We start from the raw sequence: 26,904 nt of genomic DNA, 5'->3' as shown, positions 1-26,904 counted from the left end.
GCGCGCAGCCTAGCAGGTTCGTTGCGGGCCGGACGGATGCCGCGTGTCCGCGGCACCGGCCTGGCCCGCCTCTGCGCCCGCATGCCGCTGCCGCAGCAGCGCGATGAGCGCGCGCGCGGCCGGGGTCGGGTCCGGCCGCCAGGTGGCGTAGGTCAGGAAGCGGAAGCGCTCGCGCAGCGCGATCACCGCCACGCCGTGCATCGCCGCGGCCATGGTCTGCGGCACGATCGCCAGGCCCAGGTCCTGGACCACCAGCTGGCGCTGCAGGTCGGCGTGGGTGACCTCGTACTGCAATCGTTGGCGCAGGCCGGCCTCGGCGAAGGCGCGGTCGATGATGCCGCGCACGCCGGCGCCGGCGGTCAGCCCGGCCATCGGCGCGTCCTCCAGTTCGTGCAGCGCCACCTCGGCGCGGGCGGCGAAGCGGTTGCCGCGCGCGGCGATCAGCGCCAGCGGTTCTTCGTGCAGCAGCAGGCGCTGTGCGGGCAGGACGACGTGCGGGCCGACCCCGACCAGGGCCACGTCCAGCCGGCCCTCGCCCAGTTCGAGCAGCAGCGCAGCGCTCATGCCGGTGCGCAGGTGCACGTCCACCGCGCTGTGCGCCTGGCCGAAGCGGCGCAGCAGGGCCGGCACCTGCACCGTGTTGAGCGAGGAGATCTGGCCGATGTGCAGGCGCCCGCGCACCGTGCCCAGCGCCTGCGCCATCTCCTCGTGCAGGCGTTCGGCCGCGCGCAGCGTGGCGCGGGCGTTGTGCAGGAACACCTCGCCGGCGGCGGTCGGCCGCACCTGCCGCGCGCCGCGCTCGAACAGGCGCGCGCCCAGCGCCTCTTCGGTCTTGGCGATCTGGTGGCTCAGCGCCGACTGCACCGTGTGGCAGCGGCGTGCGGCGGCGGTGAAGCTGCCTTCCTCGGCCACCGCGACGGCGAATTCGAGCTGGCGCAGGGTCAGCATGGGATCTCGAAAAAAGATGGATCGAGTGAAAACAATACATTGGAAAGATCGCTGACGCCGCCCCAGACTGACGCCCTTCCTGATCGCCCCGCAGTGGATTCCCCCATGCAAACCTCACCGCACCCCCCGATGCCGCGCGGCCTGGTGCTGCTGATGGCCGCCGCCACCGGCCTGGCGGTGGCCAGCAACTACTACGCGCAGCCGCTGCTGGAGGTGCTGGCGCAGACCTTCGCGATCGACGTGCGCAGCGCCGGCGCGGTGGTCACCACCGCGCAGCTGGCCTATGCCGCCGGCCTGCTGTTGCTGGTGCCGCTGGGCGACCGCTTCGAGCGCCGCAGCCTGATCGTCGGGCTGTACGCGCTCAGCGCGGTGGGCTTGCTGATCAGCGCGGCCTCGAACAGCTTCGCGCTGTTGCTGCTTGGCACCCTGGTCACAGGGCTCAGCTCGGTAGCCGCGCAGATCCTGGTGCCGTTCGCCGCCACCCTGGCCGCGCCGCACGAGCGCGGCCGGGTCATCGGCACGGTGATGAGCGGGCTGCTGCTGGGCATCCTGCTGGCGCGCACCGTGTCCGGGCTGCTGGCCGGCGCCGGCGGCTGGCATACCGTGTACTGGGTGGCGGCGGCGCTGATCCTGCTGGCGGCGGCGCTGCTGTGGAGCGCGCTGCCGCGGCATCCGGGCAATCCGCGGCTGTCGTACCCGCACCTGATCGGCTCGGTGCTGGCGCTGCTGCGCGACGAGCCGGTGCTGCGCGCGCGCGCGGTCCTGGGCGGGCTGATCTTCGCCGGCTTCAGCATGTTCTGGACCACGCTGGCGTTCCTGCTGTCCGGCCCGCACTACGGCTACGGCGCTGCGACGATCGGCCTGTTCGGACTGATCGGCGCCGCCGGCGCGTTCGCCGCCAACCTGTCGGGCAAGTTGTCCGACCGCGGCGCCGGGCACTGGGTGGGCTGGGGCGGGCTGGCCATGCTGCTGCTGGCGTGGCTGCTGCTGGCCGCCGCGCCGCATTCGCTGTGGTTGCTGATCGCCGGCGTGCTGCTGCTGGACGTGGCGGTGCAGGGCGTGCACATCGGCAACCAGAGCGTGATCTACCAACTGGATCCGAAGGCGCGCAACCGCATCACCTCGGCCTACGTCACCTGCTATTTCATCGGCGGCGCGATCGGCTCCAGCCTCGGCACCGCCGCCTACGCCTACGCCGGTTGGCGCGGGGTGGTGGTCGGCGGCGCGGCGCTGGCGGTGGCGGCGCTGCTGTGGATGGGCCTCAGCGTGCGAGCGGCAGCGCCGCCGGCGGCACTGGCGCCGACGCCGGAGCGGTGACCGCCTGCGCGGCGGCGCGCAGCTTGGGCAGCAGGCGCAGGGTCAGCGCCAGTTGGTTGCGCACCAGCCGCCGCTTGGCCTCGTCCACGCCGTCCTCCTGCTCCAGCGCATCGGCCAGCGCGGCCTCGGCCGTTTCGTCGGCCGGCGGCAGCGCGCGGCGCTGCGCCAGCGCGGCGGCGATCGCGCCCAGGGCGTCCTGCAGGCCGCCGCCGGCGCGGTCGATGGCCGGGTCGGCCTCGCCGGCCAGCGCGGCGCGGTGCGCGCCCAGCGCCGACAGGTACCCGAGCAAGGTGTTGGACAGCGCCAGGAAGCGGAAGCCCGCCTCCAGGTTGCGGCGGTAGCGGCCGGGCTCGCGCAGCATGTTGGACAGCGCCACCGACAATGCGGCGTCGGCGTTGTGCATGTCGCGCCGGGCGATGCGGTACGGCAGGTCGTCGCGCATGCCGCTGCGGTACTGCTCCAGCACCTGCGCCAGGTAGCGGGCGCAGCTGCTCAGCACCGTCGCCATCACCTGGTTGAGGCGGCGGCCCTGCCAGTCCGGCAGGATCAGGAACGAGGCGGCGGCGGCGATCGCGCAGCCGATCAGGGTGTCGACCAGACGCGGCCAGATCAGCACGAAGCCGTCGCCGAGCAGGTTGAAGCAGAACAGCGCCATCACCGTGATCGCCGCGGTCGCCAGCATGTAGCGGTCGGTGCGGGTAACGAAGAACAGCAGGGTGCCGAGCAGCGCGAACAGCAATTGCAGCTCGGTGCCGGGGAACAACTGCATCAGCGCCCAGCAGGCGCCCAGGCCGACCAGGGTGCCGGCGATGCGCTGCGCCAGGCGCAGCCGGGTGGCGCCGTAGTTGGGCCGGCACACGAAGGCAGTGGTGAGCATGATCCAGTAGCCGTTGCTGGTGTCGGCGAACTGCACGATGGCGTAGCCGAGCGCCAGCGCGATCGCCATGCGCAGGCCGTGCCGGAACAGCACCGAGCCGGGGGTGAGCTGCTGACCGATGCGCACCGCCATCTCGCGCAGGGTGTGCGGCGAGGAATCGCGCAGGCGGGTGTCGAGGGTGTCGCTGGTGGTGTCCGATTGCGCGGCGTCGGACAGCCGCCGCTCGATGCTCTGCAGATTGGTCACCAGCAGTTCCAGCGAACCGAGCAGGCGTGCCTGTTGCGGGTCGGCGCGGCCGTGCAGGAAGTCCAGCGACTGGCGCAGGTCGGTGGTGGCCTGCTGGGTCTGCTCGCCGTACTCGAACGGATGGCGCAGCCGGATCGCCTCGCCCAGCGCGGTGCAGGCCTGGCCCTGCAGCGCCAGCAGGCGCTGGCAGCGGTACAGCACGTCGCTGTGGAAAAACGCGTCGGTCAGCGCCTCGTAGGGATAGTGCGAGGAGCTGGCGCGCTCGTGGAAGTCCTGCGCCATGTAGTACAGGCGGAAATACAGGCCGGACTGCACGCCGGGGCGGCCGGAGCGGCCGAACCGGCTCATGATCGCGGTCTTGGCCGCATTCAATGCCGCCACCACCTGCGCGTTCTGCTCGGCCAGCGCCAGCCGCCGCGCGTGCAGATCGCTCTGCCGCACCGGCTCGAACAGTGCGGCCTTGAGCCGCAGGTAGCGGCCGAGTTCCAGGAACAGCCGCGCCAGCCGCTCGCGCACCGGCCGGTTGGCGAACAGGATGGTCCACAGGATCGACAGCAGGCCGTACCAGCTGGCGCCGAGCAGCAGCAGTGCGATGCCGTGCCAGGCCTCGCCGCCGACGTGGCCGACTTGGCCGCCATGGTCGATGCCGATCATCGCGTAGATCGCCAGCGCCACCGTGGCCTGGGCGATCGAGGCGTAGCGTTCGCCGAGCGCGCCGAGCAGGGTCATGGCGAAGGTGGACAGCGCCAGCCCGGCCACGAACGGCAGCGGATACGGGAACAGCAGCATGACCGCCGCGGCGGCAGCGGCGAAGCACAGCAGCGACAGCAGTACCGACTTGATCCGGCCCAGCCAGTTGTCGTCGGTCTCGGCGATGGCGCTGGCGATGGTGCCGAGGAAGATCGCCGGCAGCGCGGCCAGCTGCTGTTGCTGCCAGCACACGCCCATGGCCACGCTCAGGGCGATGAATACGCGCAGGCCGTAGCTGGCCTTCTCGTGGGCCCAGAGCTGGTTGAGGAAGCCTCGCAGGCGGGACATGTGGCAAACCGCGGCCGAAAGATCGATGCATTATCGCCGCTGGCGCGATCGAAGCGGTGAACGCCGCGGCCGTCGCCGAGCCCAGTGTTCTCGCCCAGCGCGGTCTCCGCGCCTGCCAGATTGCGCTGATGTTGGTATCCAGCCCCGCCGCCTGGGGCCAGGCGTCCGGCGTGCCGTCGCTGGCATAGTACGGCCATACCCAGCCACGCCCGACCGACAGCGCGAACGCGGCGAGGTCGCGCAGCGGATCGAGAGCAGCCTCGCGCAACGGCTGGCTGATCTCCAAGCGGGCGCTGTCCAGGGTGGCGGGGAACGCGCCGGACAGGCGGTCGAACGCGGCGCGGGCCTGCGCCACGTCGGAGCATCAGCAGCCGCGTGGAGCGTGCTGTCGGCGGCGACCAGCGGATCGGCGAAGGCCGATCGACGGCCTCGGCGATACCAGCCTGGTTGCGGGTCCGGGCGACGCGGGTGGCGCGCGCGGCTTGGCATTTCATCGATGTTCTTTTTTTTATAGCGTCCGCCGGCTTGGCAAGGCAAGTTGCTTATGCTCATTGAGCGTGATTCCGGCGATGCGCGGGTTGATTATCGCCGCGCTGTTGGCTTACGATCACATGAGCATGGCCCTCTCTCGTTGAAGTAAATATCCCCCGGCAAAGCCGGGGGCTTTAGAGATGTGAGCCGCTCAAAGCGGCTGCGGGAGCGCTACGCGCCTCCCTTGTTAGGGCCACCTGAAGGTGGCCGACTACCTCAGCAACTGCAATTGGTCCAAGCGCCGATCTTCCGCCTCTTGGTTCTGGATGTATGCCCCGATCAACCCTTCATCCCGACCTACCCTCGTAACGAAGTAACCTCGCGCCCAGAAGCTCTGCCCTACAAAGTTCCGCTTCCGCTCCACATACACCCGCGCTAGGTGGATGGCGCTCTTGCCCTTGATATAGCCCACCACCTGCGACACCGCCTACTTCGGCGGAATCTTCAACAGCATATGGACGTGATCTGGCATCAGATGGCCCTCCTCGACCCGGCTCTCCTTCTGCTCGGCCAATCGCCGGAACACCTCTCCTAGATGCTTCCTCAGACCCACATACAGTGTCTTACGGCGACACTTCGGTATGAACACAACGTGGTACAGACACTCCCACCTGGTGTGACTTAAGCTCTCAAACTCATCCATCTCGGTTTCTCCGTCTCGTGTGCTTGGCCGCTCACGTTGCGGAGTCTCCGGGATGGACTCCCGGATACGTCAAACTTCTACTGCCTCCCCGGCAGAGCCGGGGGAACTCTCAGGTTGGTTTAGTGTTAACAGGCCCTAGATGACGGTCAGGTTCGCGTACGCCATCACCAGCCACTTCGCGCCGACCTCGTCGAACTGCACCTGCACGCGCGCGTGCGCGCCGTTGCCTTCGTAGTCGATGACCACGCCGCCGCCGAACTTGGGGTGCTGCACGTTGGCGCCGAGCTTGATCGCAGGGGCTTCGATGGCGCTGTGGCCGACATGGCGCGGCGCGCCCAGCGAGGCGCGGCGCGAGACCTGTACCTTCGGCCGTACTTCGTGCAGCAGTTCGCGCGGGATCTCGCGCAGGAAGCGCGAGGGCACGTTGTCGTTGTCCTGGCCGTGGATGCGCCGCGACTCGGCATAGCTGAGCACCAGCTTGTGGCGCGCGCGGGTGATGCCGACGTAGGCCAGGCGCCGCTCCTCCTCCAGGCGCCCGCTCTCTTCCAGCGAACGCGCGCTGGGGAACAGGCCGTCTTCCATGCCGGCCAGGAACACCAGCGGGAACTCCAGGCCCTTGGCCGAGTGCAGCGTCATCAGTTGCACGCCGTCCTCGCCGGCCTGGGCCTGGCCTTCGCCGGCCTCCAGCGAGGCGTAGGCCAGGAACGCGACCAGTTCGGTCATCGCCTGGCGGCCCTCGTCGGCGTCCTCGTCGGCGTCGGCGCGGACGAAACGCGAGGCGACCGAGACCAATTCGTCGAGATTGTCGGTGCGCGATTCCGAATCCAGCCCGTCGCGGCTTTCCTTGCTCCAGTGCTCACGCAGCGCCGAGCGCGCCAGCACCTGGTCGATCTGCTCGGGGAGCGGCAGCCCGGCCGCTTCGGCGGCCAGCTGTTCGATCAGCCCCAGGAACTGCGCCAGCGCGTTGCGCGCGCGCGCGGCCAGGTCGCCGCCCGCTTGCGCGGCCTGCTGCGCCGCGGCCCACAGCGACAGCGACTGCGCGCGCGCCAGGCGCCGCACTTCGTCCAGGGTGCGGTCGCCGATGCCGCGCGCGGGGGTGTTCACCGCGCGCTCGAATGCCGCATCGTCGGCGCGGTTGGCGACCATGCGCAGGTAGGCCAGGGTGTCCTTGATCTCGGCGCGCTCGAAGAAACGCATGCCGCCGTAGACGCGGTACGGCACCTGCTCGGCGATCAGCGCTTCTTCGAACGCGCGCGACTGCGCGTTGCTGCGGTACAGCACCGCCGCCTCGCTGTAGCTGCCGCCGTCGCGCACCCATTGGCACACGCGATCGACCATGTGGCGCGCCTCGTCGATCTCGTTGTAGGCCGCGTACAGGTCGATCGGGTCGCCGTCGCCCGAATCGGTCCACAGCTGTTTGCCGATGCGGTCCGGGTTGTGCGCGATCACCGCGTTGGCGACATTGAGGATGTTGGCGCTGGAGCGGTAGTTCTGTTCCAGGCGGATGGTCTGCGCGTCCGGGAAGTCTTTCAGGAAGCGCTGCACGTTCTCGACCTTGGCGCCGCGCCAGCCGTAGATCGCCTGGTCGTCGTCGCCGACCACGAACACGCGCCCGCTGTCGCCGGCGAGCACGCGCACGAACGCGTACTGGATCGCGTTGGTGTCCTGGAACTCGTCGACCAGGATCTCGCCGAAGCGGTGGCGGTAGTGCGCCAGCAGCGCCGGGTTGTCGCGCAGCAGCTCGTGCGCGCGCAGCAGCAGCTCGGCGAAATCGACCAGGCCCGCCCGGTCGCAACGCTCCTGGTACAGCGCGTAGGCGCTGCGCAGGGTGCTGGTCCACACATCGCGCGGTTCGGGCTGGATGTGCTGCGCGCGCCGGCCCTCGTCCTTCTGCTGGTTGATCCACCACACGATCTGCTTGGGCGGGTACTTGCCCTCGTCCAGTTCCAACTGCTGCACCACCCGCTTGACCAGCCGCAGCTGGTCGTCCGAATCGAGCACCTGGAAGCTTTCCGGCAGTTTTGCGTCCTGCCAATGCAGGCGCAGCAGACGGTGCGCCAGGCCATGAAAGGTGCCGATCCACATGCCGCGGCTGCCGTTGCGCAGCTGCAGGTCGGTGCGGCGGCGCATCTCGCCGGCGGCCTTGTTGGTGAAGGTGACCGCGAAGATGCCGTGCGCCGGCACGCCGTGGACTTCGTTGAGCCAGGCGATGCGATGGGTGAGCACGCGCGTCTTGCCGGACCCGGCGCCGGCCAGGACCAGGTAATGGCCGGACGGCGCGGAGACGGCCTCGCGCTGGGCGGGGTTCAGATCATCGAGCAAATGGGAGACATCCACCCGGACATTTTACCGGTTGCGGCGGCGCATCGGCTGCGACCGGAGCGGCGGAATCGCGAAAAGCCGCGACTGCGCCGCGTTCACGGCGTTGGGAACAGCCGCTCGGCGACGAAATCCACGAGCGCGCGTAACTTCGGCGACAACTGCCGGCTGGACGGCCACAGCACGAAGAACTGGCCGCTATCACCCAGATAGCCGTCGAGCAGGCGCTGCAGGCGGCCATCGGCGAGCGCGTCGCGCGCCAGGAATTCGGGCATGCAGCCGATGCCCATGCCGCCGATCGCCGCGGCACGCAGCGCCTCCATGTTGTTGCAGGTCAACACCGCCGGCGGCAGCGGCGCCGTTTCGGACAAGGGCCACACGTGCAGCTTGCCGGTGGTGGGAAAGCGGAAGCGCACGGTGTCGTGCGCGGCCAGTTGCGCCGGCGCCTGCGGCACGCCACGGCGGCGCAGGTAGTCGGGCGCGGCGCAGATGCAGAAACGGAACGGTCCCAGGCGCCGCGACATCAGGCTGGAATCGGCCTGCGTGCCGCTGCGGATCACCGCATCCAGCCCGCGCTCGACCACGTCGACCAGGCGGTCGTCAAATTCCAGTTCTAATTCCACCTGCGGATAGCGCTGGCGGAATTCGGGCAGCAGCGGCAGCAGGAAGCGGTAGCCGATGGTCGGCAGGCCCACCCGCAGCAATCCGCGCGGCGCCTGCAGCGTCTGCGACAGCGCGCTCTCGGCCTCGCGCAGGTCCTCCAGCACACGCTGACACCGCTCGAAGAACAAGCGCCCTTCTGCGGTCAGCGCGATGCGGCGCGTGGTCCGCTGCAACAGGCGCACGCCCAGCTCGCGCTCCAGCGCGGCCACGCTCTTGCCCACCGCCGAGGCCGAGATGCCGAGCACGCGACCGGCACCGACGAAGCTCAGCTGCTCGGCGGCACGGACGAAGGCGACGATGCCGGTCAGACGATCCATGCGCGGATATTACGGAATTATTCTCCGGCATCTCTGGCGATCGCCGGTCTTTTTCGACCATTCCTGCCGCTTTATCTCTAGTGACGATCCCCACACCCGCCAACCGAGCCGTCCGCAATGACTCTCCGCACGTCCCAGCCTCTCCCGTCCACCCCGCCGGCACGACGCGGCGCCGCGCTCGCCGCAGTCTGCCTGGCGGCTTTGGCCTTGCCGTTGAACTTCTCCGGCGGCGCGGTCGCCACGCCGACGATCGGCGCTGCGCTCGGCGGCGACGCGCTGGCGCTGGCCTGGATCACCAATGCCTTCATGCTGAGCTTCGGCAGCTTGCTGCTCGCCGCCGGCGCGCTGGCCGACCGGCACGGACGCAAGCGCGTGTTCCTGGGCGGGCTTGGCCTGTTCGGCGCCGCGTCGCTGGGCGTCGGCCTGGCCGGCTCGGTGGCGGCGATCGACCTACTGCGCGCGCTGCAGGGCGTGGGCGCAGCCGCGGCGCTGGCCGCCGGCACCGCCGCGCTGGCGCAGCTGTACGACGGCGCGGCGCGGGCACGCGCGTTCAGCCTGCTCGGCACCACCTTCGGCACCGGCCTGGCGTTCGGCCCGCTGGCGGCCGGACTGCTGATCGAGCATCTGGGCTGGCACGCGATCTTCCTTGGGCTGGCCGCGCTGGCGGCACTGGCATGGGCTGTCGGCGCACGCTGCCTGGGCGAATCGCGCGATCCGGCGCCGGGACCGGCCGACCGCGCCGGCGCGCTGTGCTTCAGTGCGGCGCTGGCGGCATTCACCGCAGGCCTGATCCAGGGCCCGCACAGCGGCTGGCACAGCGCACCGACGCTGGGATTGCTGGGTGCCGCCCTGGCGCTGCTGATCGGCTTCGTGCGCATCGAGCGGCGCAGCCGGCGGCCGATGCTGGACCTGAGCCTGTTCCGCTACCGGCGCTTCGTCGGCGTGCAGTTGCTGCCGGTGGCCACCTGCTACAGCTACGTGGTGCTGCTGGTGTTGCTGCCGCTGCGGCTGATCGGGGTGGACGGCCAGGGCGCCAGCGAAGCCGGCCTGACCATGCTGGCGTTGTCGGCGCCGATGCTGCTGGTGCCGCGCCTGGCCGCCGCGCTGGCGCAGCGCATCGCCCCGGGCGCGCTGTCCGCGGCCGGGTTGGCAGTGGCCGCGGTCGGCCTGTGCTGGCTCAGCGCGCGTCCTCCGGCGCAGGCGCTGCCGGCCTTGTTGCTGATCGGCGCCGGCACCGCGTTGCCGTGGGGACTGATGGACGCGCTGTCGGTCAGCGTGGTGCCGAAGGAGCGTGCCGGCATGGCTGCCGGCATCTTCGGCACCCTGCGCGTGGCCGGCGAGGGCATCGCGCTGGCGAGCGTGGCCGGAGTGCTGGCCGGCCTGCTCCACGCGCGGCTGGCGGCACTGGCGCCGACCGCGGCCGGCGCGGTCGTCGCGGAGACCGCGCAACGCCTGGCCGCGGGCGATCTGGCGCAGGCGGTGCAGGCGGGCAGCGCCGCGTCCGTGGCGCAATTGCGGCACATCTACGCAGATGGCTTCGCGGTGCTGGCGCGGACGCTGGCGGCGATCACCGCGCTGTCGGCGCTCGCGATCTACGCGCTGCTCGGGCGCAACGCGCAGCGCGTTGCTGCTTCAGCGTAGGAGGCTTCGGCCACGACAGGCGTTCACGGTCGTGTCCGTCGCGGCTGACGCCGCTCCTGCACAGGGATCCCCGACGTCGCATCGCCATGGTGACGACAACCGCCCGGCGCGGTCTCAGCCTGCGTCGGCGCGCACCGGGAAGAGCTCGGACAGCAACGCCTGCGCCTGCTGCTGTGCCTGCACCCGCAGCTCCGGGATCGCCAGGCTTTCCCACAGGCTGCCGATGCGCAGGCTGCCGAGCACGCGCAGGCGCGGATCGGCCTGGCCGTCGGCGTCGAGCAGCGCGCCATCGGCCGCGGTGGCGATGCCGATGCCGTGTGGGCCGGGCGCGGCGTGGCCGCAACCCAGCAGCTGGTGCAACAGCGGGTTGCGCATGGTCTGCGCGCGCAGCTCCACGCCGGTGGCGTTGACCAGGTAGTGGGCGTCCAGCTGCAGCGCCAGGCCATCGGAACCGACCGCGTTGACCTGCACGCAGGCGCCGACCGGGAACACCGTGTCCAGCCGCGCGCGATGCACGCGCAGCTGGTCGGCCCGGCGCATCGCCTGCAGTCGTTCGAACACCGGCGCGGGGATACGGTGCCGGTGCACGTCCCAATAGCGCGCGGCGTGGCGCAGGAAGCGCCGCTGTTCGGTGGCCGACAGCGATTGCCACAGCGCCTGGCCCAGCGGCCGCACCCGCTCCATCGCGCTTTGCCAGGGCAGGCCGTGCGCCTGCGCCGTGGCCGCATGCCGGCGCAGCGCGCGCAAGCGCTGGCGCAGCGGCAGCGCCAACAATGGCTGCGGATCGAACTCGGCCTCGGCGTGGCCGACATGCTCGGCATGCGGCAGCGGCAGCACCGCGTGCCGCGAGATCACGTGCACCGGGCCGCGGTGTGCATTGGCGAGCAGGGTCAGCACGCTGTCGACCATGCTCAGGCCGGTGCCGACGATGCACACCGTGGCTTCGCGCCGGATCGCACGCAGCCGCTCGTAGTTCCAGGCGTCCACGCGCACGTGCGCGGGCAGACTGGCCCCGCCGCGTGCCGGCAGCGGGCGCAGGCTGTTGCCCAGCGCCAACACCGTCGCGCCAGCGCGCAGCGTCGCGCCGCCATGCAGCCGCAGCGTCTGGCCGCGCTCGGTGCGGTCCAGCGCCAGCACGCGGTCCTGCCGCCACTGCAGCCGTGCCGGGCTTGCGGCTTGCGCCTGCGTCAGGCGCGCGCGCAGGTAGCCGGCGTAGTGGCGGCGCTGCACGTAGGTCTGCGCCAGCGCGGCGCGGTCCAGCGCCGGATACAGCGCCTGCTGCTGCAGCCAGTCGAGGAAGTCGTCGGGCAACTCGGCGAAAGCGCTCATGCGTGCGGCCGCCACGTTCAGCAGGTGTTCCGCGCAGGGCGTGGCATAGGCCACGCCCTGCGCGAGCGCGGCCTGCGGCTCGATCAGCTGCAGCCGCAGCGCGCGCGTGGCCTGTCGCAGCAACTGCAGCGCGGCCAGCGTGCCGGCCGCGCCGCCGCCGACGATGGCGATATCGCAGTCGCAGTCGCCATCGGATGCGTTGGGCAAGGGTTCGCTCATGCCGGCAATTGTAAGGGATGCCTCCGCCGGCACCGCGCGCGGCTTAAGAACCATCGTTCATGTCGCGGCGAAGATCGCGCATGGCCGCGACATCATGCTGTCATGCCCGCGCGCTTTCACATCAATGCGTCGGCCAGGCGGGCGATGCCCTCGCGGCTGCGCCGCCATGCCGGCCGCCGGCGCCATGTCTGCAGCGACAGCACGCGGGCATCGGCCATGTAGTCCGCCTCGATCGCGCGCAGCCGCTGCACCACCTCGGCGCAGTAGCACAGCACACCGATCTCGGCATTCAGTGCGAAGGAGCGGATGTCCAGGTTGATCGAGCCGACCAGGGCGATGCCCTCGTCCACGCTCAGGTGCTTGGCATGCAGGAAGCACGGCCGGTACAGCGCGATCTTGACCCCGCTGCGCAGCAGTTCGTCGTAATACGCCTCCTGCGCCCAGGCGGTGAGCCGCTGGTTGCTGCTCTCCGACAGGATCAGTTGCACGTCCACGCCGGACAGCGCGGCGATGCGTAGCGCGCTGAGCGTGGCCTCGTCGGGGACGAAGTATGGCGTCACCATCACGATCCGCCGCCGCGCCAGGTGGATCAGTGCATTGACCGCATCGCGCGCGTTCTCGAACGGGTACGCCGGGCCGCTGGGCAGCAATTGCGTGGCGGTGTCGGCGCCGTGCACCACGGTGCCGGCCGCCACGCTCAGGCGCTGCCCGGTCTCGATGAACCAGTCGCTGGCGAACACCGCTTCCAGGTGTGCGACCACCGGCCCCTGTACCCGTGCCACCAGTTCGCGGTTGGGATGGCCGCGCACGAACCCGGCGGCGGCCAGGTTCTGCGAACCGATGTAGCCGACGCGGTTGTCGATCACCGCGATCTTGCGGTGATTGCGCAGGTCCATGCGCCCGCTGCTGCGCCAGCGCAGGCCGCCCGGCAGCAGCGCCTGCACCTCGACCCCGGCGGCGTACAGGCGCTTGCGGTAGCGGCGCAGCCCGCGCCGGCCGCCGCGCGCGTCGAGCAGCAGGCGGCAGCGTACGCCGCGCGCGGCGGCGCGCAGCAGCGCGGCCACGATCGCATCGCCGACCGCGTCGTCGAACATCAGGTAGTACAGCAGGTGCACGCGTTCGCCGGCCGCGTCGATGTCGCCGATCAGCGCCTGCAGTGAGACCGCATAGCGGTCGAGCAGCTCCACGGTGTTGCCATGGGTCGGCATGAAGTCGCCCTGGCGCTCGATCAGCGGCACCACTTCGGCGATCGCGGTATCGGCAGGCGGGCTCCAGCGCAGCGCGATCAGCGGCACCTGCTGTTCGCGGATCAGCTGCGAGGCCTGCGCCTGGCGCAGGATCCGCTGCCGCGACAGCCACGGATGCCCGAGCAGCAGATACAGCGGCAGTCCCAGCACCGGTACGAAGCCCACCAGCAGCAGCCAACTGCGCGCCGCCCCGGGCGTGGTACGCGCGGGAATCCACAACAACGCCACCAGCCGGATCAGCCAGTCCAGCGCCAGCAACCACGTGCCTTCCAACCAGAACGGCAGCATCGCGACCCTTCGCAAGCCAAGTCGCCCGATTCTGCGGGCTGCGTCGGCAAACGCAAGCGCCTCGGCGCACCGGCGCGGGAGGAGCGTCGAGCGCGAGAGAGCGGCGGGAGCGCGCCAGACACGCCAAACCCGCCTTGTGGCGGGTTTGGCGACGACCTCGAAGGACGATCCAGGCGATCAGGCGATCAGGCGATCACTTGATCTTGCCTTCCTTGTACAGCACGTGCTTACGCACGACCGGGTCGTACTTCATCATTTCCATCTTCCCCGGAGTGTTCTTCTTGTTCTTGTCCGTGGTGTAGAAATGGCCGGTGGCGGCCGAGGAAATCATACGGATCTTGTCACGCTTGCCTGCCATGATTGCTTGCTCCTCAGACCTTTTCGCCGCGCGCGCGCAGCTCAGCCAGAACCGAATCGATCCCGTTCTTGTCGATGGTGCGCAGCGCGTGCGCGGAAACCTTCAGCTTGACCCAGCGCTTCTCGCTGGCGACCCAGAAGCGGCGCTCGTGCAGGTTGGGCAGGAAGCGGCGACGGGTTCTGTTGTTGGCGTGGGAGACGTTGTTACCCGTCTGCACACGCTTGCCGGACACTTGGCATACGCGGGACATTACGCACCTCGATAAGTTGGGAAGTCCGGCGATGGATGGCCGGGCTCTTGCGGACGGATCCGCAATTGGTGTCGCCCATAGCCTGGGAGACGGCGGCCCCGGCAGCACTGGCTGCCACGCGACATTGGGAATCAAGCACTTACGCTGGAACAGGCCGATGCGACGTTCGCGCTTCCGCACCGCCGCCCGGGCGAACCAGGCACAGCGAGCCGCGCATTATGCAGGGCTTTCCCTTGCCTCGCAAGCACTTGCCGGCGCCGCCGCGCACCGCGGCGGGGCGACCGCCGGACAGGACGGCGGCCGAGCCGCCATCCTTCGGCGCATTCAAGGACAGGCGACGGCCCAGCCAGGTCCTGGCGCCGTCTCGAAAACACGCTGCGGCCATGGGCCAGACCCCGCGATGGATCCTGGATCATCCAAGGCGCCCTCCCGTCGCTGCGACGGCTATTCGGGCGCGGACGCGGCGGGCTTTCGGGCGGCGGCCCGATGCTGCTGCCTGCTCTCGGCGATGAACGCGCGCACCTGCTGCTGCAGCACCGGCAGCGGCACCGAGCCTTGCTTCAGCACCGCATCGTGGAAGGCCTTGATGTCGAAGTCCGCGCCCAGTTCGCGCTCGGCGTCGGCGCGCAGCTCGATGATGGCGATCTCGCCGAGCTTGTAGCTCAGCGCCTGCCCCGGCCAGGAGATGTAGCGGTCGACCTCGGTGCCGACCTCGTGCTCGCTGAGCGCGGTGCGCTCGCGCAGATAGGCCAGCGCCCGCTCGCGGCTCCAGCTTTTGTGGTGCACGCCGGTGTCGATCACCAGCCTGCAGGCGCGCCACATCTCATAGCTGAGCCGGCCGAAATCCTCGTACAGGGTCTGGTAGATGCCCATCTCCTTGCCCAGTTTCTCGGTGTACAGCGCCCAGCCCTCGCCGTAGGCGGAGATGTAGTTCCCGCGGCGGAACGCCGGCTGCGCGCCCTGCTCTTCGGCCAGCGCGCCCTGCAGCGAGTGGCCGGGCGAGGATTCGTGCAGGGTCAGCGCCGGCAGGTTGTACAGCGGGCGCGACGGCAGGTCGTAGGTGTTGAGCCAGTAGGTGCCCACGCCGCCGCGGCCGGCGGTCCAGAACGGCGCGATCTCCGGCGGCACCGGCACGATGGTGAAGCGTCCGCGTGGCAGTGTACCGATGAACTTGCCGACTTCCCCGTCCACCCGCTTGGCGATCCACGCAGCGCGGTCCAGCAATTCCTGCGGCGTCTTGACGTAGAACTGCGGGTCGCTGCGCAGGAACCGCAGGAACGCCGGGAAGGTCTGCTGCCCGGCCGGCGGCTTGAAGCCCACCTGCTGGATGATCGCGTCCATCTCCTTCTGGATCCGCGCCACTTCCTGCAGACCCAACTGGTGGATCTGCTCGGGGCGCATCTCCAGCGTGGTGTATTCGCGGATCTGCTGCTGGTAGTACACCTTGCCGTCGGGCAGCGCCTCGGCGGCCAGCGTGGTGCGCGCCTGCGGCACGTACTCTTGACGATAGAAGCGCAGCAGCCGTGCATAGGCCGGGATCACCTTGTCGCGGATCGCCGCCTGCGCCTGTTCGCGCAGCGCCTGCTGTTCGGCGGCAGGGATCTGTGCGGGCAGCTGCTTGAACGGCGCGTACAGCGCCGCGGCGGTGGGGTCCTTGAGTTCGGCGACGCCGGCGATCGAACCGTCGCGCCCTTCCAGCACCGCGCGCGGCACGCTGAAGCCGCGCGCGAGCCCGGCGCGCATGTTGTCGATCTGCTGCGCGAAATAGCGCGGCACGTCGTCGAGCCGTGCGATGTAGGCGCGGTACTCGGCCGGGGTGCGCAGCGTGCGGCGCGCCATGAAGCCCAGGTCCGACCAGAACGAGCTGTCGGAATTGAACGGCATCTCGTAGGCGCGCAAGCGCACCGCGGCGGCGAGGTTCTCGATCTGCGGGCGGTACACCGCCAGGTTGACCTGGTTGTCGGCCGACAACTGCGCCGGGTCGATCGCGTCCAGTTGGGCCAGCACGTCTTGCCAGACCTTCAACCGCGCGGCCTGCGCCGCCGTGCCGACATCGGGCAGCTGCGGGTTGTCGCCGCTGCTGTCGCTGTCCTCGTCGGCCTGCCCGAGTTGTGCCTGCCGCCATGCCCATTCCTTCTCGTAGATGGCCTGGAAGCGGGCGTCGGCGGCAGAAGCGGCGGCCGCAGGCGGCACAGCCGGCGATGCGGCCAGCGTTGGCGTGGACAGCGCCAGGGCCAGCAACAGGGAAGCGGCCAGCGGGGTCTTGGCGGTCGGCATGGGTGGCAACAGGCAGGTGGGAACGGGATCCCGATGATCGCACCCCGGCGGCGGCGCGGGGTGGGCCGGAAGTCCTGGCGCGATGCCGGCCGAAAGGTGGACACCGGCGGCAAGAGCAGGCGGCCCCTGCCTGCATCCCTCAAGCCGGAGCTGCCTCGAGCCCTGTGGGAGCGACTTCAGTGGCGACGAACGGGAGCAGAATGGCATGGCAACTCGTCCGAACGGCAACGTTCGCCTATCCCACAGATGGCACCGCCATACTGTCGACTCCCTGCGAACGCTTCTTCGCCGCATCCACCCAAACCGCATCCCAATACGGATACCCGCCAAGCCTGTCCACCAAGCCTGCACGCAACGGGTTGGCGACGATGTAGCGCGCACTGGGCAAGATGTCTCGCTCGTGGCGCAGCGCGTGGCCGTGAAAGCCCGGCATCCACACCGACCCGCCGCGGCCGCGCGCCAGATTCACCGCCCTGGCCACCCTGCCCTTGGCGTTTTGCATGACGGTGGACAGCGGACCGGCCCCATCGAGCAGGAGCAATCCGTGCCAGTGATCGGGCATCAATACCCAGCACAGCAACCGTGCGCAATCCCAGGTAGCGGGGTTGGAAAGACAGGCCGCGGCAGCCCAGGCGCAGCGCCAGTCCTCGAACAGACGCTGGCGGTCGCAGGTCACCGTGGTCACCAGATAGATGCGGCCGGCTTCGGTGCAACGCCCCGTCGTGCGCAGTGCGCGATAGCCTTTAGCAGGTTCCATATGCATGACACCAGCTTCGCGATGCCGGCATGGAGATGCTATCGGGGATCGTCTTGGCGTCGTGTCGGGAAATGCGCGAGACCGCGATGGCGGAAACTGCAAGGCGTCGGGACTGAAGTCCCTCCCACAACAAGCTCCACGCCAGGGCGCTTTCGTTTTTCCTCTAGTGTTATGAGTTCGAAGTTCGCAGACAAAACCTCTCGACGCTTGCGAGGATGTCGTCGGCGGTCTTGGACCAATTGAATGGCTTCGGGTCGGCGTTGTTGAGGTCGATGTGCTGGCCGATTGCCTTTTCGAGTTCTCGGGTGGAGCGGTGGGTGGCGCGGCGCATACAACGCTGGGTCAGCGTCGCGAACCAGCGCTCTACCTGGTTGAGCCGCGAGGCAGACGTCGGGGTGAAGTGGACGTGGAAGCGGGGATGACGGGTCAGCCAGTTCTTGATGGCATCCGTCTTATGGGTGCCGTAGTTGTCCATGACCAGGTGCACGTCGAGCACCGGAGGTACGTTGGCCTGGACGGTGCGCAAAAACTGCCGGAACTCGCTGCTGCGATGACGCCTGTGGGTCTGGCCGATGACGCGTCCGGTGGCCATGTCCAAGGCCGCGAACAACGTCGTCGTACCGTGCCGCTCGTCGTCATGGGTGCGCCGCTCGGGGATGCCAGGCGCCAAGGGCGGCATAGGCTGCGTGCGGTCGAGCGCCTGGATCTGGCTCTTCTCGTCCACGCAAAGCACCATCGCCCTCAGCGGCCGGTTCATGCAGAGGCCGACAATGTCGCCTACCTTGTCGACAAACATGGGATCGGTGGAGAGCTTGAAGGTCTCCTGGCGGCGCGGCTGCAATCGGAAGGCACGCCAGATGCGCGACACCACGGTCTGCGACAGCCCCATCGCGCGCGCCATGCTGCGCGTGCTCCAGTGCGTGGCGCCGACGGGGACGCTCTCCAGCGTCTTGGCGATCACGGCGTCGATGCGCGTGCGTCGATGGTTCTCGGAGCGCCCGACCGTGGGGCATCCAGCAGTGCCTCAAGTCGATGCTCAACCAAGCGCGCCCGCCACTTGCTGATCATCTGCGGCGTGACGCGCTGCCGTGCCGCGACGACCTTGTCGTCCAGCCCGTCAGCGCAGGCCAGTACGATCCGGGCGCGCTGCGCCAGCGCTTGCGCCGTCTTGCGGCGCAGTGTCAACGCCACCAGTTCCTCGCGCTGCGTCTCGGTCAAAACCAAAAGTGCCTTGGGTCGTCCGCTCATCGCTGCCGCGTCGAGTACGCCACGGACACAACGGACTTCAACGTCAAACAATAGTTCAACGAACTTCGAACTCATAACACTAGGGAAGGGGCGGTCTCAAGAATCAAGTGCAACACGTGATTTGAATGCCAGGATGTCCTTCTCCAAGGCCGCCGCCGGGGTCGCCCAGGCCAATGGCTGGCGCGGCCGTGCGTTCGTTCGCTTGGCCACGCGATCGAGGTACTCCTGACGGGCCTGCGACAGGTCCACCCCGTAGGGCAGGAACTGGCGCAGCAAGCCGTTGGTGTTCTCGTTGCTGCCGCGCTGCCACGGCGCATGCGGATCGGCGAACCGGACCTGGCTGTTCAACCGCTGCATCCGTTCCTCGTAGCAGGTCCGTTCCGCGGTCGTCGGTCGGGCTCTCACCCAGGAAGGCCGGCCGCTGCTTCATCTGCCGGGGAAACCCCTCGACCGCCGCCTGCGCCGTGCCACCGTCCATCCTGCACAGCACCACCAAGCGGGTCTTGCGTTCCACCAGTGCGCCCACGCATGAACGGTTGAACGCGCCTTCGATCAGGGCGCCCTCCCCATGCCCCGGCGCCAGGCGCCGCTCCACGGGGTCCGGGCCATGCACGATGCGCAGTTCCTCCGGCGCCCACGAGCGCACCGCCGCTGTCGTGCGCCTGCGACCTGGTGTGGGCTGGCCCCCTCTCCATGCATGGATCAGCGCCTTCTTCAGACCACCCCCCCCGCTGCGTGTCGATCGCCGCAGCGATCCTCTCGTGGCTGACCCGCTGGCTGGAAGCGTCCGGATGCCTGTCCCGCCGTGCGGCCGCGATCTGCTGTGGCGACCAGCGCTCGTACACCAGGCGCTCATCGACGCACGGGAACAACGACGAACCTTCCAGGGGCCGGCGAGGGCGCACGCAGCGCGAGCGGCGCGAGCGATAGGCCGCCGCCGCCGCGTGCGCACAGGACACCGGCCCTTGCAGACCACCGACCTGGCGGCTCGGCGTCGATGCACGGCGTCCCCACCGGCGACCGATCTTGCGCAAGCGCGTTCCTCGATCGCGCTCCACCTGCAGCACCGCGCGTTCCTCAACACGCAGATGACTGGACTGTTTGCCCAGCGCAACCTCCTGCGCTCTGTGAGGTGTTGCACTTCGGTGGTCGGCCCGCTCCTGGCTTGCGACCAGATACCCGGTCCGCCGCCAAGCGCAGCGGCATCAGCGGCTCAACCCGTTCCCAGACGTCATCCGTCACGACCCACGATTCGACGCGCTTAGCCAAGGTCCCGATCCGCCGCCGCGTTCTCTGCGGCTCGCATCAGAAGTTTAACAATTTACGGATAAGTTCTAGGCGCACAACGGGCTGGCGCCTTGTTCTTGCGCCATCGGCACGCGGATCATCAACAAGGCCGCTGTATCGCCTAGCAGCAGGTACGGCCACAACCGGTACGGCAGGAACAACAGCGTCGCCACCCGCAGTCCCGCCGGCAGGTACCATTGATCCACGGAGCAGCGCCAAGCCACGAGGAATGCGGCGCAGTAGGCCGCGCTCAGCAAGGCTCCCTTGGCGATGTGCTTTTGCAGCGGCCATTCGACCATCCGCGGCTCATGTCAGAACCACCGACTCTACGAGTCGTGCGCGCGGCGGGAATAGACATTTGGCCGCGCTAGACCAACGCGATTGACGCCCGGCACATCTGCAAGGCGTGGCGCCAGTCGTTTACTGCCGCCGGTTGCCTATGCGACAATCGGAAGCTGCGGGCCGTTAGCTCAGTTGGTTAGAGCAGAGGACTTAACGGGACGTTCCTGCCCCTGGCCGTTGGCTCAGGAATGGATCGTCCCAATGGGTTGCTCAAGGTAAGTTCACTCTGCCTTGAAGTAGAACTTCTCAAATTCGGTGAACGCTAAGGCGCTTCCAGTGCGCTATGCCAACGCCGAGCGAAGCCTTCCGCGAGGAAGGAACGTGTAGAGACTCGACGGGAAGGCCGAAAGGCAAGACAGAGTCCAGACCACGAACCGGAAACGGGCGGCGAAAGCCGAAGTGGCAAGCATAATCCTTTGGTCGTTGGTTCAAGTCCAACACGGCCCACCACCTACACAATGCTGTCCTTTTGTGACTCCATGGACGTTTGCGATGGTCCAAGTTTTGGTTCATCTCCCAACTGCGTGGAAGGCAGCGCGGATCTTGAGGAAGAAGTGGGCGTCATCGCGTTAGCCGTAGGCGATGGGCTTGATGACCTTGATCTTGTTGTGGATGCCTTCGAGCAAGCCGGTGTGCCTCGGCCAGCGTACCCGACGGAGGATGCCGCGCCAGTCGGGCCGCAGGCACCTGGCGAAGTGCATCAGGGCCGGGATCGCACTCTCCCGGGCGTGGCGTCGCCACTGCCTCCAGGCACGGCGCCAGGCCCAGGCCGTACTCGCGGCCGTCTTTGGCGATCACATGGAACAGGTCGTAGACCACGCGCGCGTTTGGGCGGTGCTGGCGCACTTCCATGTCCTAGGCGGCGTTCATGTCCATCGCCACCGCCTGGATGTCGGCACAGCGCTGGGGGCCTAGCAGTTCGAAGAAGGCTCTGACCTGGACCCGTGGGCGGCCCCGTCCCACCCACAGCACCGGCTTGCGCTCCACGTCCACCACGACGGTGGCGTAGCGATGGCCCTTGTGCACCGCGAACTGGTCCATCGCGATCGCGCGTACCCCGTCCAGCTCCAGCGGCCCCAGCGTGCGCTCCAGGGTCCTGAAAGCGTCGGCCACGGCCGAGCTTCAGTTGGTTGCCTAGACAACAGCAAGTCTGACCTGTCGGCCGTGTGCCTCTCCACTCAGTTGGGCGACGAACCCAAGTTTTTCGGGTCTTCGCGGATCGGTGTGGGTGCGAACGGGCGTTTTCGGGTAGCGGCGGCAGGACGCTGGCGATGATCGTGAGCCTGAGATCGTCCCGATCGCGGTCGCCATAGGCACTGTGCGGGATGACCCGGATCTTGTTGTTCAGGCCTTCTACCCGGCCGCGGCCGATCTTGTGATCGGGATGGCAGTAGGCGGCGATGCCGTCCCAGTGCCGCCCGATCCTCTTCACGAACCGCTGGGACGGCGCCAGCCGCTGCCGGCGCAGGCGCTGCTTGCAGGGCTCGAAGAAGGCCCGGGCACCGCGTTCGGTGCGATAGCTCCAGAGCTGGCCGAACGACGCCTTGAGCAAGGAGGCGGTGTTCAAGCGCTGGTCGGCGGCCAGCCGCTTTTCAGTGCCTGGCGGCCGTCCAGGGCCAGGTGCTGAGGGCAGGACGCCCTCCGGCACAGCGCAGAAAAGCGCTTGTTTCCAAGGACCAGGGCCAGTTCAACCCGGCAAAAGCACCCACACGAATCCACGATGAGCCAAAAAACATGAGGCCGCATCGCATGCCTCCACTTTCGCCGCGATGGACTGTGGCATGCGCGAACGCGCTGCGTGCGCCCGGCGACGCAGCAACAACCACGATCGCTAGCCGATCACCCGTTTGAACGGCGGCAGCGCATCGATGATGCGCTTGCCGTAGCGCTTGGTCAGCAAGCGCGAATCAAGAATGATGACCCGGCCGTGGTCGCTGGAACTGCGGATCAGGCGCCCGGCGAACTGGGTCAGCGTGCGCAGCGCGTGCGGAACCGCGATCAGGTTGAAGGCGTTGAGGCCGCGGCTTTCGAGCCACTCGCCGAGGGTGGCGGTCTGCGGATCGGTCGGTACCGCGAACGGCACCTGGGTGATGACCACGGTGGTGCAGGCCTCGCCCGGCAGGTCCAGGCCTTCGCCGAAGGAATTCAGGCCGAACAGCACCGAGCCTTCGCCGGCGCCGATGCGGCGCATGTGCTCGCCGATCATCTGCGACTTGGAACCCTCGCCCTGCACCAGCACCCGGTTGCGCTGCGCGATCGGCAACAGGTCGGCGACCTTGAGCATCTTCCAGCGCGAGGTGAACAGCACGATCGAACCCTTGCCCCAGTCCAGTTCCTTGACCAGGTAGCGCGCGACCTCGCGCGGATGGCCTTCGCGGTCGTCCGGCGCCACCGGGAATTTCGGCACGATCAGTTCGGCCTGGTTGGGCAGGTCGAACGGCGAGGACAGCGACACCATCTCGGCATGCGCCGGCAGGCCATTGTCGATCGCCAGCGCCTGGAAATCGCCGCCGCCGGTCAGCGTGGCCGAGGTCAGCACCGCCGAGTCCACTTCGCTCCACAGCAGCGCGCGCAGCACCTGCGCGGCCGACACCGGCGAGCAATGGCAGACCAAGTCGGCATCGTGCGAGGCGGTGATCCAGCGCGCCATCGGCGCCTGCCCGTCCTGGTCCTCGCGGCGCCAACCCAGCCACAGCGCGTACTGCTGCTCGACCATCTCCAGGGCCATACCCAAGCTGCGCTGCAGGCGCTCCTTGGCCGCATCCTCCTGCTTGGACTTGGCCACCAATTGATGCGCGGCTTGCACCCAGTTGAGCAGCGCGGCGGTGTCCTGCGCCTGCGCATCGATGAACGGCTTCCAGTCCTCCGGCAGGCGCCCGTTGGGCGCGCGCCACATCGGTTCCTCCTGGCCCGGCTCCGGCACCCAGGCGCGCTCGACCTCGGCGCGGAACGCCTTCAGCCCCTTGCTGACCTGGGTCGCCAGTTCGATCGCCTCGTTCGGCAGCTGATTGCCGATCGTGTCCTTGTCGGCCAGCCGATAGGCCGCGCCGACCAGCGCCTGCAGCCGACCGGTACGCCGCGCCATGTCGTCCAGCGCCAGGTTGGCCGCGCCCTGATCGATGGCGATGCCGGCGATGTGGTGGCCCTCGTCGAGCACCAGCAGCATGTCCGCCGGCGGCGCGATCAACGGCTGGCCGTTGTCGCTGTCGCCCAGCGCCAGCGCCGACAGCAACAGCGCGTGGTTGGTGACCACGATTTGCGCCTCGCGCACGTCGCTGCGCGCCTTCAGCACCGGGCACTGCACCGCGAACGAGCAGCGGCGCCCGGCACAGCCGGCGGCATTGGTGGTGATGCGCGCGCGCAGCGACGCCGGGATCGGCTCCAGCGCGGTATCCAGATCGCCGTTCCATGCCTTGTCGGCATAGGCCTTGGCCAGCGCGCGCGCCTGCTCGGCCTCGGCCGGGCTCAGCGGACGGTCGTACAGCGGCGCCTCGTCCTCGAACATGCTGTCCTGCGCGGCTTCGCCATGCAGCTCGGCGACGTTGCGCGCGCACAGGTAGCGGGTACGGCCCTTGGCCAGCGCCACCGTCGCCTCGATGCCGGTGGCCTTGAGGAAGGCGGGGATGTCGCGCTCCACCAGCTGCGATTGCAGCGCCACGGTACCGGTGCTGATCACCAGCTTCTTCTTGCTGGCCAGCGCGATCGGCACGCCGGCGGTGAGATAGCCTAGGCTCTTGCCGACGCCGGTCGGCGCCTCGGCCACGCCGACCCCGCCAGAGGTACCCAGCGCGCGCGACACCACGCCGATCATCTGGCTCTGCGCGCGGCGCACGCGGAAACCGGGGGTATTGGCCTGCAGCTTGGTGTAGGCGTCACGGATTGCCAGTTTCAACGGCTCGGTCAGCTGGCGCTGGGGCTTGTCGGCGGCGCGGGCCGCGGCCGCTGTGGCGTCATCGTTCATGCCGGCATTTTCTCATGTCCGGTCTCAGGAAACGAAACGCCGCCCGCGCCAGCGGATCGGGGCCGCGCGGCGGCCTGCTTGCGTGGCAATGTCAGGCGCAGGGCCTGCAGCAGTAGCGCCAGTCCTATCACAAGGAGGATATCCCGCAACAGATCGATCGCCGGGTCCGCCCACAGGTGCGCTTCGGGAGCGATGGCGTACAGCCGCAGCAATCCCATCGCCACTTCCAGCGCGCGCGGCAACAGCACGTTCGCCGTCAGCACGGCCAGCGCCCACAACGTCAGGCGGCGCGCGCGGCCGCCGGCGCTGCGCAGCACCAGCAGAAAGTCGAGCAGCAGGGACGCCGAACTTGCCAGCCAGGCCGATGCCGCCGGCCACCAGCGAAAACACCCTGAATTGGTCGCTGATCATCGCGCCGCCTGCGCGCGTGCCGCGCCGTGGCGCGGCGCTTCGGCCCGCGCCTGCCATCGAGGCGTTGCCGGATTGTGCGCTCGGTCGCAGCCGGGCCGATCCGACCTGCATGCCGCGCAGTGCGGCGCTACGCGGCCGGCGCAAGCATGGACATGCCGGTGCCATCTAGCGCGGCAAGGCCAGGCGCAAGGCCAGCACCACCAGCAGCATCGCCAGCGCATGCAGCAGGGTGAACGCCGCCTGCAGGATGCCGTACCACACCGCATAGCTCGAGAAGCTTCCGCCTTGCGCGATGACCCAGATCGGCAACAGCGAGGTCACCGTGCCGCACAGCCCGCCGAGCAGCAGCAGGCTCAATCCCCACAGGCCCAGCGTGCGGGCGCGGCCAGGGCGGCACGCGGCCAGCAGCACCAGGCCGGTACCGAGCACGATCAGGATCGGCAGCTGAAAGCCCACCGTGGTCAACAGCCGCATCACGAATCCATCGTCCATGGACATCTCCGTGGAGCTACGAAAAGAAGCGCCGGGGCGCCGGAGTCAGTCGGCGCTGACCAGCACCGCGTCTCGCGCGCGCAGCACAGCGTAGACCGGATCGGTGTCCGGGCGCACGCCGTGCCAGCGTTCGAAGCTCTCGGCCGCCTGCTCGACCAGCATGCCCAGGCCGTCCACGGTGTCGCGGCAGCGCGCCGCGCGCGCCCAGGCCAGGAACGGGATCGCGACCTCGCCATAGTTCAGGTCCACCGCCAGGGTCATGCTGTTGACCAGCGACAGCGGCAGCGAGAAACCCGCAGTGTCGTCGCGGCCGGCGGCGGTGGCGTTGACGATCAGTTCGAAGTCGCCCTGCTCGCGCAGGTCTTCCCAGTAGCGGGACACGGCGCGCGCCGGATCGCCCAGTGCATCTACCAGCGCATCGGCGCGCTCGGGCGAACGGTTGACGATCAGCAACTGCTGCACGCCAGCCTCCAGCAGCGCCGGCGCCACGCCGCGCGCGGCACCGCCGGCACCGAGCAGCAGCGCGCGGCGGCCGCGCAGATCCAGGCCGTTGCGTCCGGTCAGGTCTCGCACCAGGCCGGCGCCGTCGGTGTTGTCGCCGTGCCACTGCCCGTCCCGGAAACTGAGTGTATTGACCGCCCCGGCGCGCTGCGCCCGCTCGCTGTGGACCACGCTGAGCGCGTACGCGGCTTCCTTCAACGGCAGGGTCACGTTGGCGCCCACGCCGCCCGCGGCGGCAAACGCCGCCAGCGCCGCCGCCAAGCCGTCCGGCAAGGCGTCGATCGTGGCGTACTGCAGGGCGACGCCGGTCTGCTTGGCGAAGTCGGCATGGATGCGCGGCGACAGCGAGTGGGTGACGGGATGGCCGAACACGGCATAACGGGATGTGGGCATGGAACGCTCGTTGGTTGTTTTAGACTGGTCGCGACATCCGAAGGAATCCGACATGCGGCCCCCTGCCCTGCCGCTCGCGCTGGCCGCGAGTTTACTCTGCGCGCCGTCGGCGTTCGCGCTTTCCGAGTTCGGTATCGAGGGCATCATGGGAGTGGTCTCCACCAAGGCCGACGAGACCCGCGCCAGTGTTTCCGCGGACGAACAGCGTATCGTCTGGGCCAGCCCCGACCGTACCGGCGAGCCCGGCGGCGGCGACCTGTGCCAGGCTACACTGCGCGACGGACGCTGGGCCGACCCGCAGCCGTTGCCGGCGCCGCTCAACCCGCCAAGTGCCGAGACCGCCCCGTTCTTCAGCGCCGACGGGCACCGGCTGTACTTCGCCTCCGACCGGGCCGGCGGCCACGGCGGCAACGCCCTGTACCGCGCCGCGCTGCTGGCCGACAGCCGCTATGGCCCGCCACAGAACCTCGGCGCGGCGGTGAATTCGCGCGGCGGCGAGCGCGCGCCGACGCTGTCGCTGGACGCCACCCGGCTGCTGTTCGTCAGCGATGGCCACGGCGGTGCCAGCGGCCTGGACCTGTTCGTGGCGCGACTGCAAGGCCAGGTCTTCGGCCAGCGACAGGCGCTGGACGCGGTCAACAGCGCCGATGACGAAACCGATGCGGCCTGGCTGGGCGATGGCCGCGCGCTGCTGTTCGCGCGGGCGCGCAAGGTGCAAGGCACGCAGCTGTTGCTGGCACAGTGCGGCGACGGCCGCTACCTGCAGCCGCCGCCGCTGGCGCTGTCGTTCAACAGCGCCGACGGCGACACGCGCGGCGCGGTGCTGGACATGTCCAAGCCAACCGAACTGCTGCTCGACGGCAGCGCGCGCGCACCGAAGGCCGTCCAGCGCGACGCGTGCCGGATGAAGGCGCCGGTGGCGAGCGGCAGCGGCGATTGTGCGGGTGTGCGCTGATTGGCGATGACTTCGCTGCCGAAAAGTATGGTTGCCGAGGACCGGTTTG

The 26,904-nt window shown here is 69.1% G+C and carries 20 protein-coding genes and 5 pseudogenes; 3 read left to right on the top strand and 22 right to left on the bottom strand.

Annotated features, from left to right (window positions below; translation table 11 throughout):
- Positions 1 to 9: 9 nt before the first annotated feature.
- Positions 10 to 948, bottom strand: a complete 939-nt coding sequence (locus tag G4Q83_RS20785) for a LysR family transcriptional regulator (protein ID WP_128420655.1) — start codon at positions 946 to 948, stop codon at positions 10 to 12.
- Between the two features lie 105 nt (positions 949 to 1,053).
- Between G4Q83_RS20785 and G4Q83_RS20780 the strand changes: the two genes are divergently transcribed.
- The gene (locus G4Q83_RS20780) at positions 1,054 to 2,265 is read left to right on the top strand and encodes an MFS transporter (protein ID WP_128420656.1); all 1,212 of its coding nucleotides are present in this window, start codon (positions 1,054 to 1,056) and stop codon (positions 2,263 to 2,265) included.
- Here G4Q83_RS20780 and yccS read toward each other — a convergent pair.
- From yccS to G4Q83_RS20760, 4 genes and pseudogenes are all read right to left on the bottom strand, one after another.
- Entirely contained in the window at positions 2,210 to 4,426 is a 2,217-nt protein-coding gene (yccS, locus tag G4Q83_RS20775; protein ID WP_128420657.1) for a YccS family putative transporter, read from the bottom strand. The two genes, G4Q83_RS20780 and yccS, sit on opposite strands and share 56 nt — an antisense overlap.
- A 742-nt stretch (positions 4,427 to 5,168) precedes the next feature.
- Positions 5,169 to 5,600, bottom strand: a pseudogene (tnpA, locus tag G4Q83_RS20770) (IS200/IS605 family transposase).
- A 135-nt stretch (positions 5,601 to 5,735) separates the two neighbouring features.
- Positions 5,736 to 7,937: a DNA helicase II gene (gene uvrD, locus G4Q83_RS20765; protein WP_128421470.1), complete on the bottom strand. Its 2,202-nt coding sequence runs from the start codon at positions 7,935 to 7,937 to the stop codon at positions 5,736 to 5,738.
- Between the two features lie 80 nt (positions 7,938 to 8,017).
- Entirely contained in the window at positions 8,018 to 8,899 is an 882-nt protein-coding gene (locus G4Q83_RS20760; protein ID WP_128421469.1) for a LysR family transcriptional regulator, read from the bottom strand.
- A gap of 117 nt (positions 8,900 to 9,016) precedes the next feature.
- Between G4Q83_RS20760 and G4Q83_RS20755 the strand changes: the two genes are divergently transcribed.
- Positions 9,017 to 10,540 (top strand): MFS transporter, encoded by a 1,524-nt coding sequence (locus G4Q83_RS20755; protein WP_128421468.1) that lies wholly within the window; start codon positions 9,017 to 9,019, stop codon positions 10,538 to 10,540.
- A 114-nt stretch (positions 10,541 to 10,654) separates the two neighbouring features.
- Here G4Q83_RS20755 and G4Q83_RS20750 read toward each other — a convergent pair whose 3' ends face one another.
- From G4Q83_RS20750 to aroE, 17 genes and pseudogenes are all read right to left on the bottom strand, one after another.
- The gene (locus G4Q83_RS20750; RefSeq protein ID WP_128421467.1) at positions 10,655 to 12,088 is read right to left on the bottom strand and encodes an FAD/NAD(P)-binding protein; all 1,434 of its coding nucleotides are present in this window, start codon (positions 12,086 to 12,088) and stop codon (positions 10,655 to 10,657) included.
- 116 nt (positions 12,089 to 12,204) lie between these two features.
- On the bottom strand, positions 12,205 to 13,623 hold the full coding sequence (cls, locus tag G4Q83_RS20745) for a cardiolipin synthase (protein WP_128421466.1): 1,419 nt from the start codon (positions 13,621 to 13,623) through the stop codon (positions 12,205 to 12,207).
- A 193-nt stretch (positions 13,624 to 13,816) separates the two neighbouring features.
- A complete protein-coding gene (gene rpmG, locus G4Q83_RS20740; RefSeq protein ID WP_170867542.1) occupies positions 13,817 to 13,984 on the bottom strand; it encodes a 50S ribosomal protein L33 in 168 nt (55 codons plus the stop codon).
- A gap of 10 nt (positions 13,985 to 13,994) precedes the next feature.
- Positions 13,995 to 14,231 carry a 50S ribosomal protein L28 gene (rpmB, locus tag G4Q83_RS20735; protein WP_128421465.1) on the bottom strand — a complete coding sequence of 79 codons (237 nt, stop codon included), beginning with the start codon at positions 14,229 to 14,231 and terminating at the stop codon, positions 13,995 to 13,997.
- Between the two features lie 444 nt (positions 14,232 to 14,675).
- Positions 14,676 to 16,508: a DUF885 domain-containing protein gene (locus G4Q83_RS20730; RefSeq protein ID WP_128421464.1), complete on the bottom strand. Its 1,833-nt coding sequence runs from the start codon at positions 16,506 to 16,508 to the stop codon at positions 14,676 to 14,678.
- Between the two features lie 235 nt (positions 16,509 to 16,743).
- Entirely contained in the window at positions 16,744 to 17,271 is a 528-nt protein-coding gene (locus G4Q83_RS20725) for an REP-associated tyrosine transposase (protein ID WP_343068379.1), read from the bottom strand.
- Positions 17,272 to 17,434: 163 nt separating this feature from the next.
- A pseudogene (locus tag G4Q83_RS20720) lies at positions 17,435 to 18,513 on the bottom strand (IS630 family transposase).
- A 96-nt stretch (positions 18,514 to 18,609) separates the two neighbouring features.
- Positions 18,610 to 19,622: pseudogene (locus G4Q83_RS24910) on the bottom strand (IS30 family transposase).
- A 31-nt stretch (positions 19,623 to 19,653) separates the two neighbouring features.
- A pseudogene (locus tag G4Q83_RS24905) lies at positions 19,654 to 19,782 on the bottom strand (IS5/IS1182 family transposase); the annotation flags it as partial.
- Positions 19,783 to 19,847: 65 nt separating this feature from the next.
- Complete coding sequence (locus tag G4Q83_RS20710; RefSeq protein ID WP_211288375.1) at positions 19,848 to 20,099, bottom strand: MASE1 domain-containing protein; 252 nt, start codon at positions 20,097 to 20,099, stop codon at positions 19,848 to 19,850.
- A 612-nt stretch (positions 20,100 to 20,711) separates the two neighbouring features.
- Positions 20,712 to 20,846, bottom strand: coding sequence for a transposase (locus G4Q83_RS20705; RefSeq protein WP_246432412.1), 135 nt, complete (start codon positions 20,844 to 20,846; stop codon positions 20,712 to 20,714).
- Positions 20,847 to 20,997: 151 nt separating this feature from the next.
- A complete protein-coding gene (locus tag G4Q83_RS20700) occupies positions 20,998 to 21,255 on the bottom strand; it encodes a transposase (RefSeq protein WP_128421643.1) in 258 nt (85 codons plus the stop codon).
- A 220-nt stretch (positions 21,256 to 21,475) separates the two neighbouring features.
- A pseudogene (locus G4Q83_RS24900) lies at positions 21,476 to 21,790 on the bottom strand (transposase); the annotation flags it as partial.
- Between the two features lie 183 nt (positions 21,791 to 21,973).
- Positions 21,974 to 24,103, bottom strand: a complete 2,130-nt coding sequence (dinG, locus tag G4Q83_RS20690) for an ATP-dependent DNA helicase DinG (protein ID WP_128421642.1) — start codon at positions 24,101 to 24,103, stop codon at positions 21,974 to 21,976.
- Complete coding sequence (locus G4Q83_RS20685; protein ID WP_128421641.1) at positions 24,100 to 24,420, bottom strand: hypothetical protein; 321 nt, start codon at positions 24,418 to 24,420, stop codon at positions 24,100 to 24,102. Before G4Q83_RS20685 ends, dinG begins: the two co-directional genes overlap by 4 nt.
- Before the next feature lie 259 nt (positions 24,421 to 24,679).
- Positions 24,680 to 25,006: a hypothetical protein gene (locus tag G4Q83_RS20680; protein WP_128421640.1), complete on the bottom strand. Its 327-nt coding sequence runs from the start codon at positions 25,004 to 25,006 to the stop codon at positions 24,680 to 24,682.
- A gap of 45 nt (positions 25,007 to 25,051) precedes the next feature.
- The gene (gene aroE / locus G4Q83_RS20675; RefSeq protein WP_128421639.1) at positions 25,052 to 25,900 is read right to left on the bottom strand and encodes a shikimate dehydrogenase; all 849 of its coding nucleotides are present in this window, start codon (positions 25,898 to 25,900) and stop codon (positions 25,052 to 25,054) included.
- A 52-nt stretch (positions 25,901 to 25,952) separates the two neighbouring features.
- Here aroE and G4Q83_RS20670 point away from each other — a divergent pair, with 52 nt between their 5' ends.
- Positions 25,953 to 26,855 carry a TolB family protein gene (locus G4Q83_RS20670; protein ID WP_128421638.1) on the top strand — a complete coding sequence of 301 codons (903 nt, stop codon included), beginning with the start codon at positions 25,953 to 25,955 and terminating at the stop codon, positions 26,853 to 26,855.
- Positions 26,856 to 26,904: the final 49 nt, after the last annotated feature.

The sequence above is a fragment of the Xanthomonas theicola genome (assembly GCF_014236795.1).
GTDB classification, from domain to species: domain Bacteria; phylum Pseudomonadota; class Gammaproteobacteria; order Xanthomonadales; family Xanthomonadaceae; genus Xanthomonas_A; species Xanthomonas_A theicola.
Note: the sequence above shows the minus strand (reverse complement) of the source record. Positions and strands in the feature narration are given on the sequence as shown.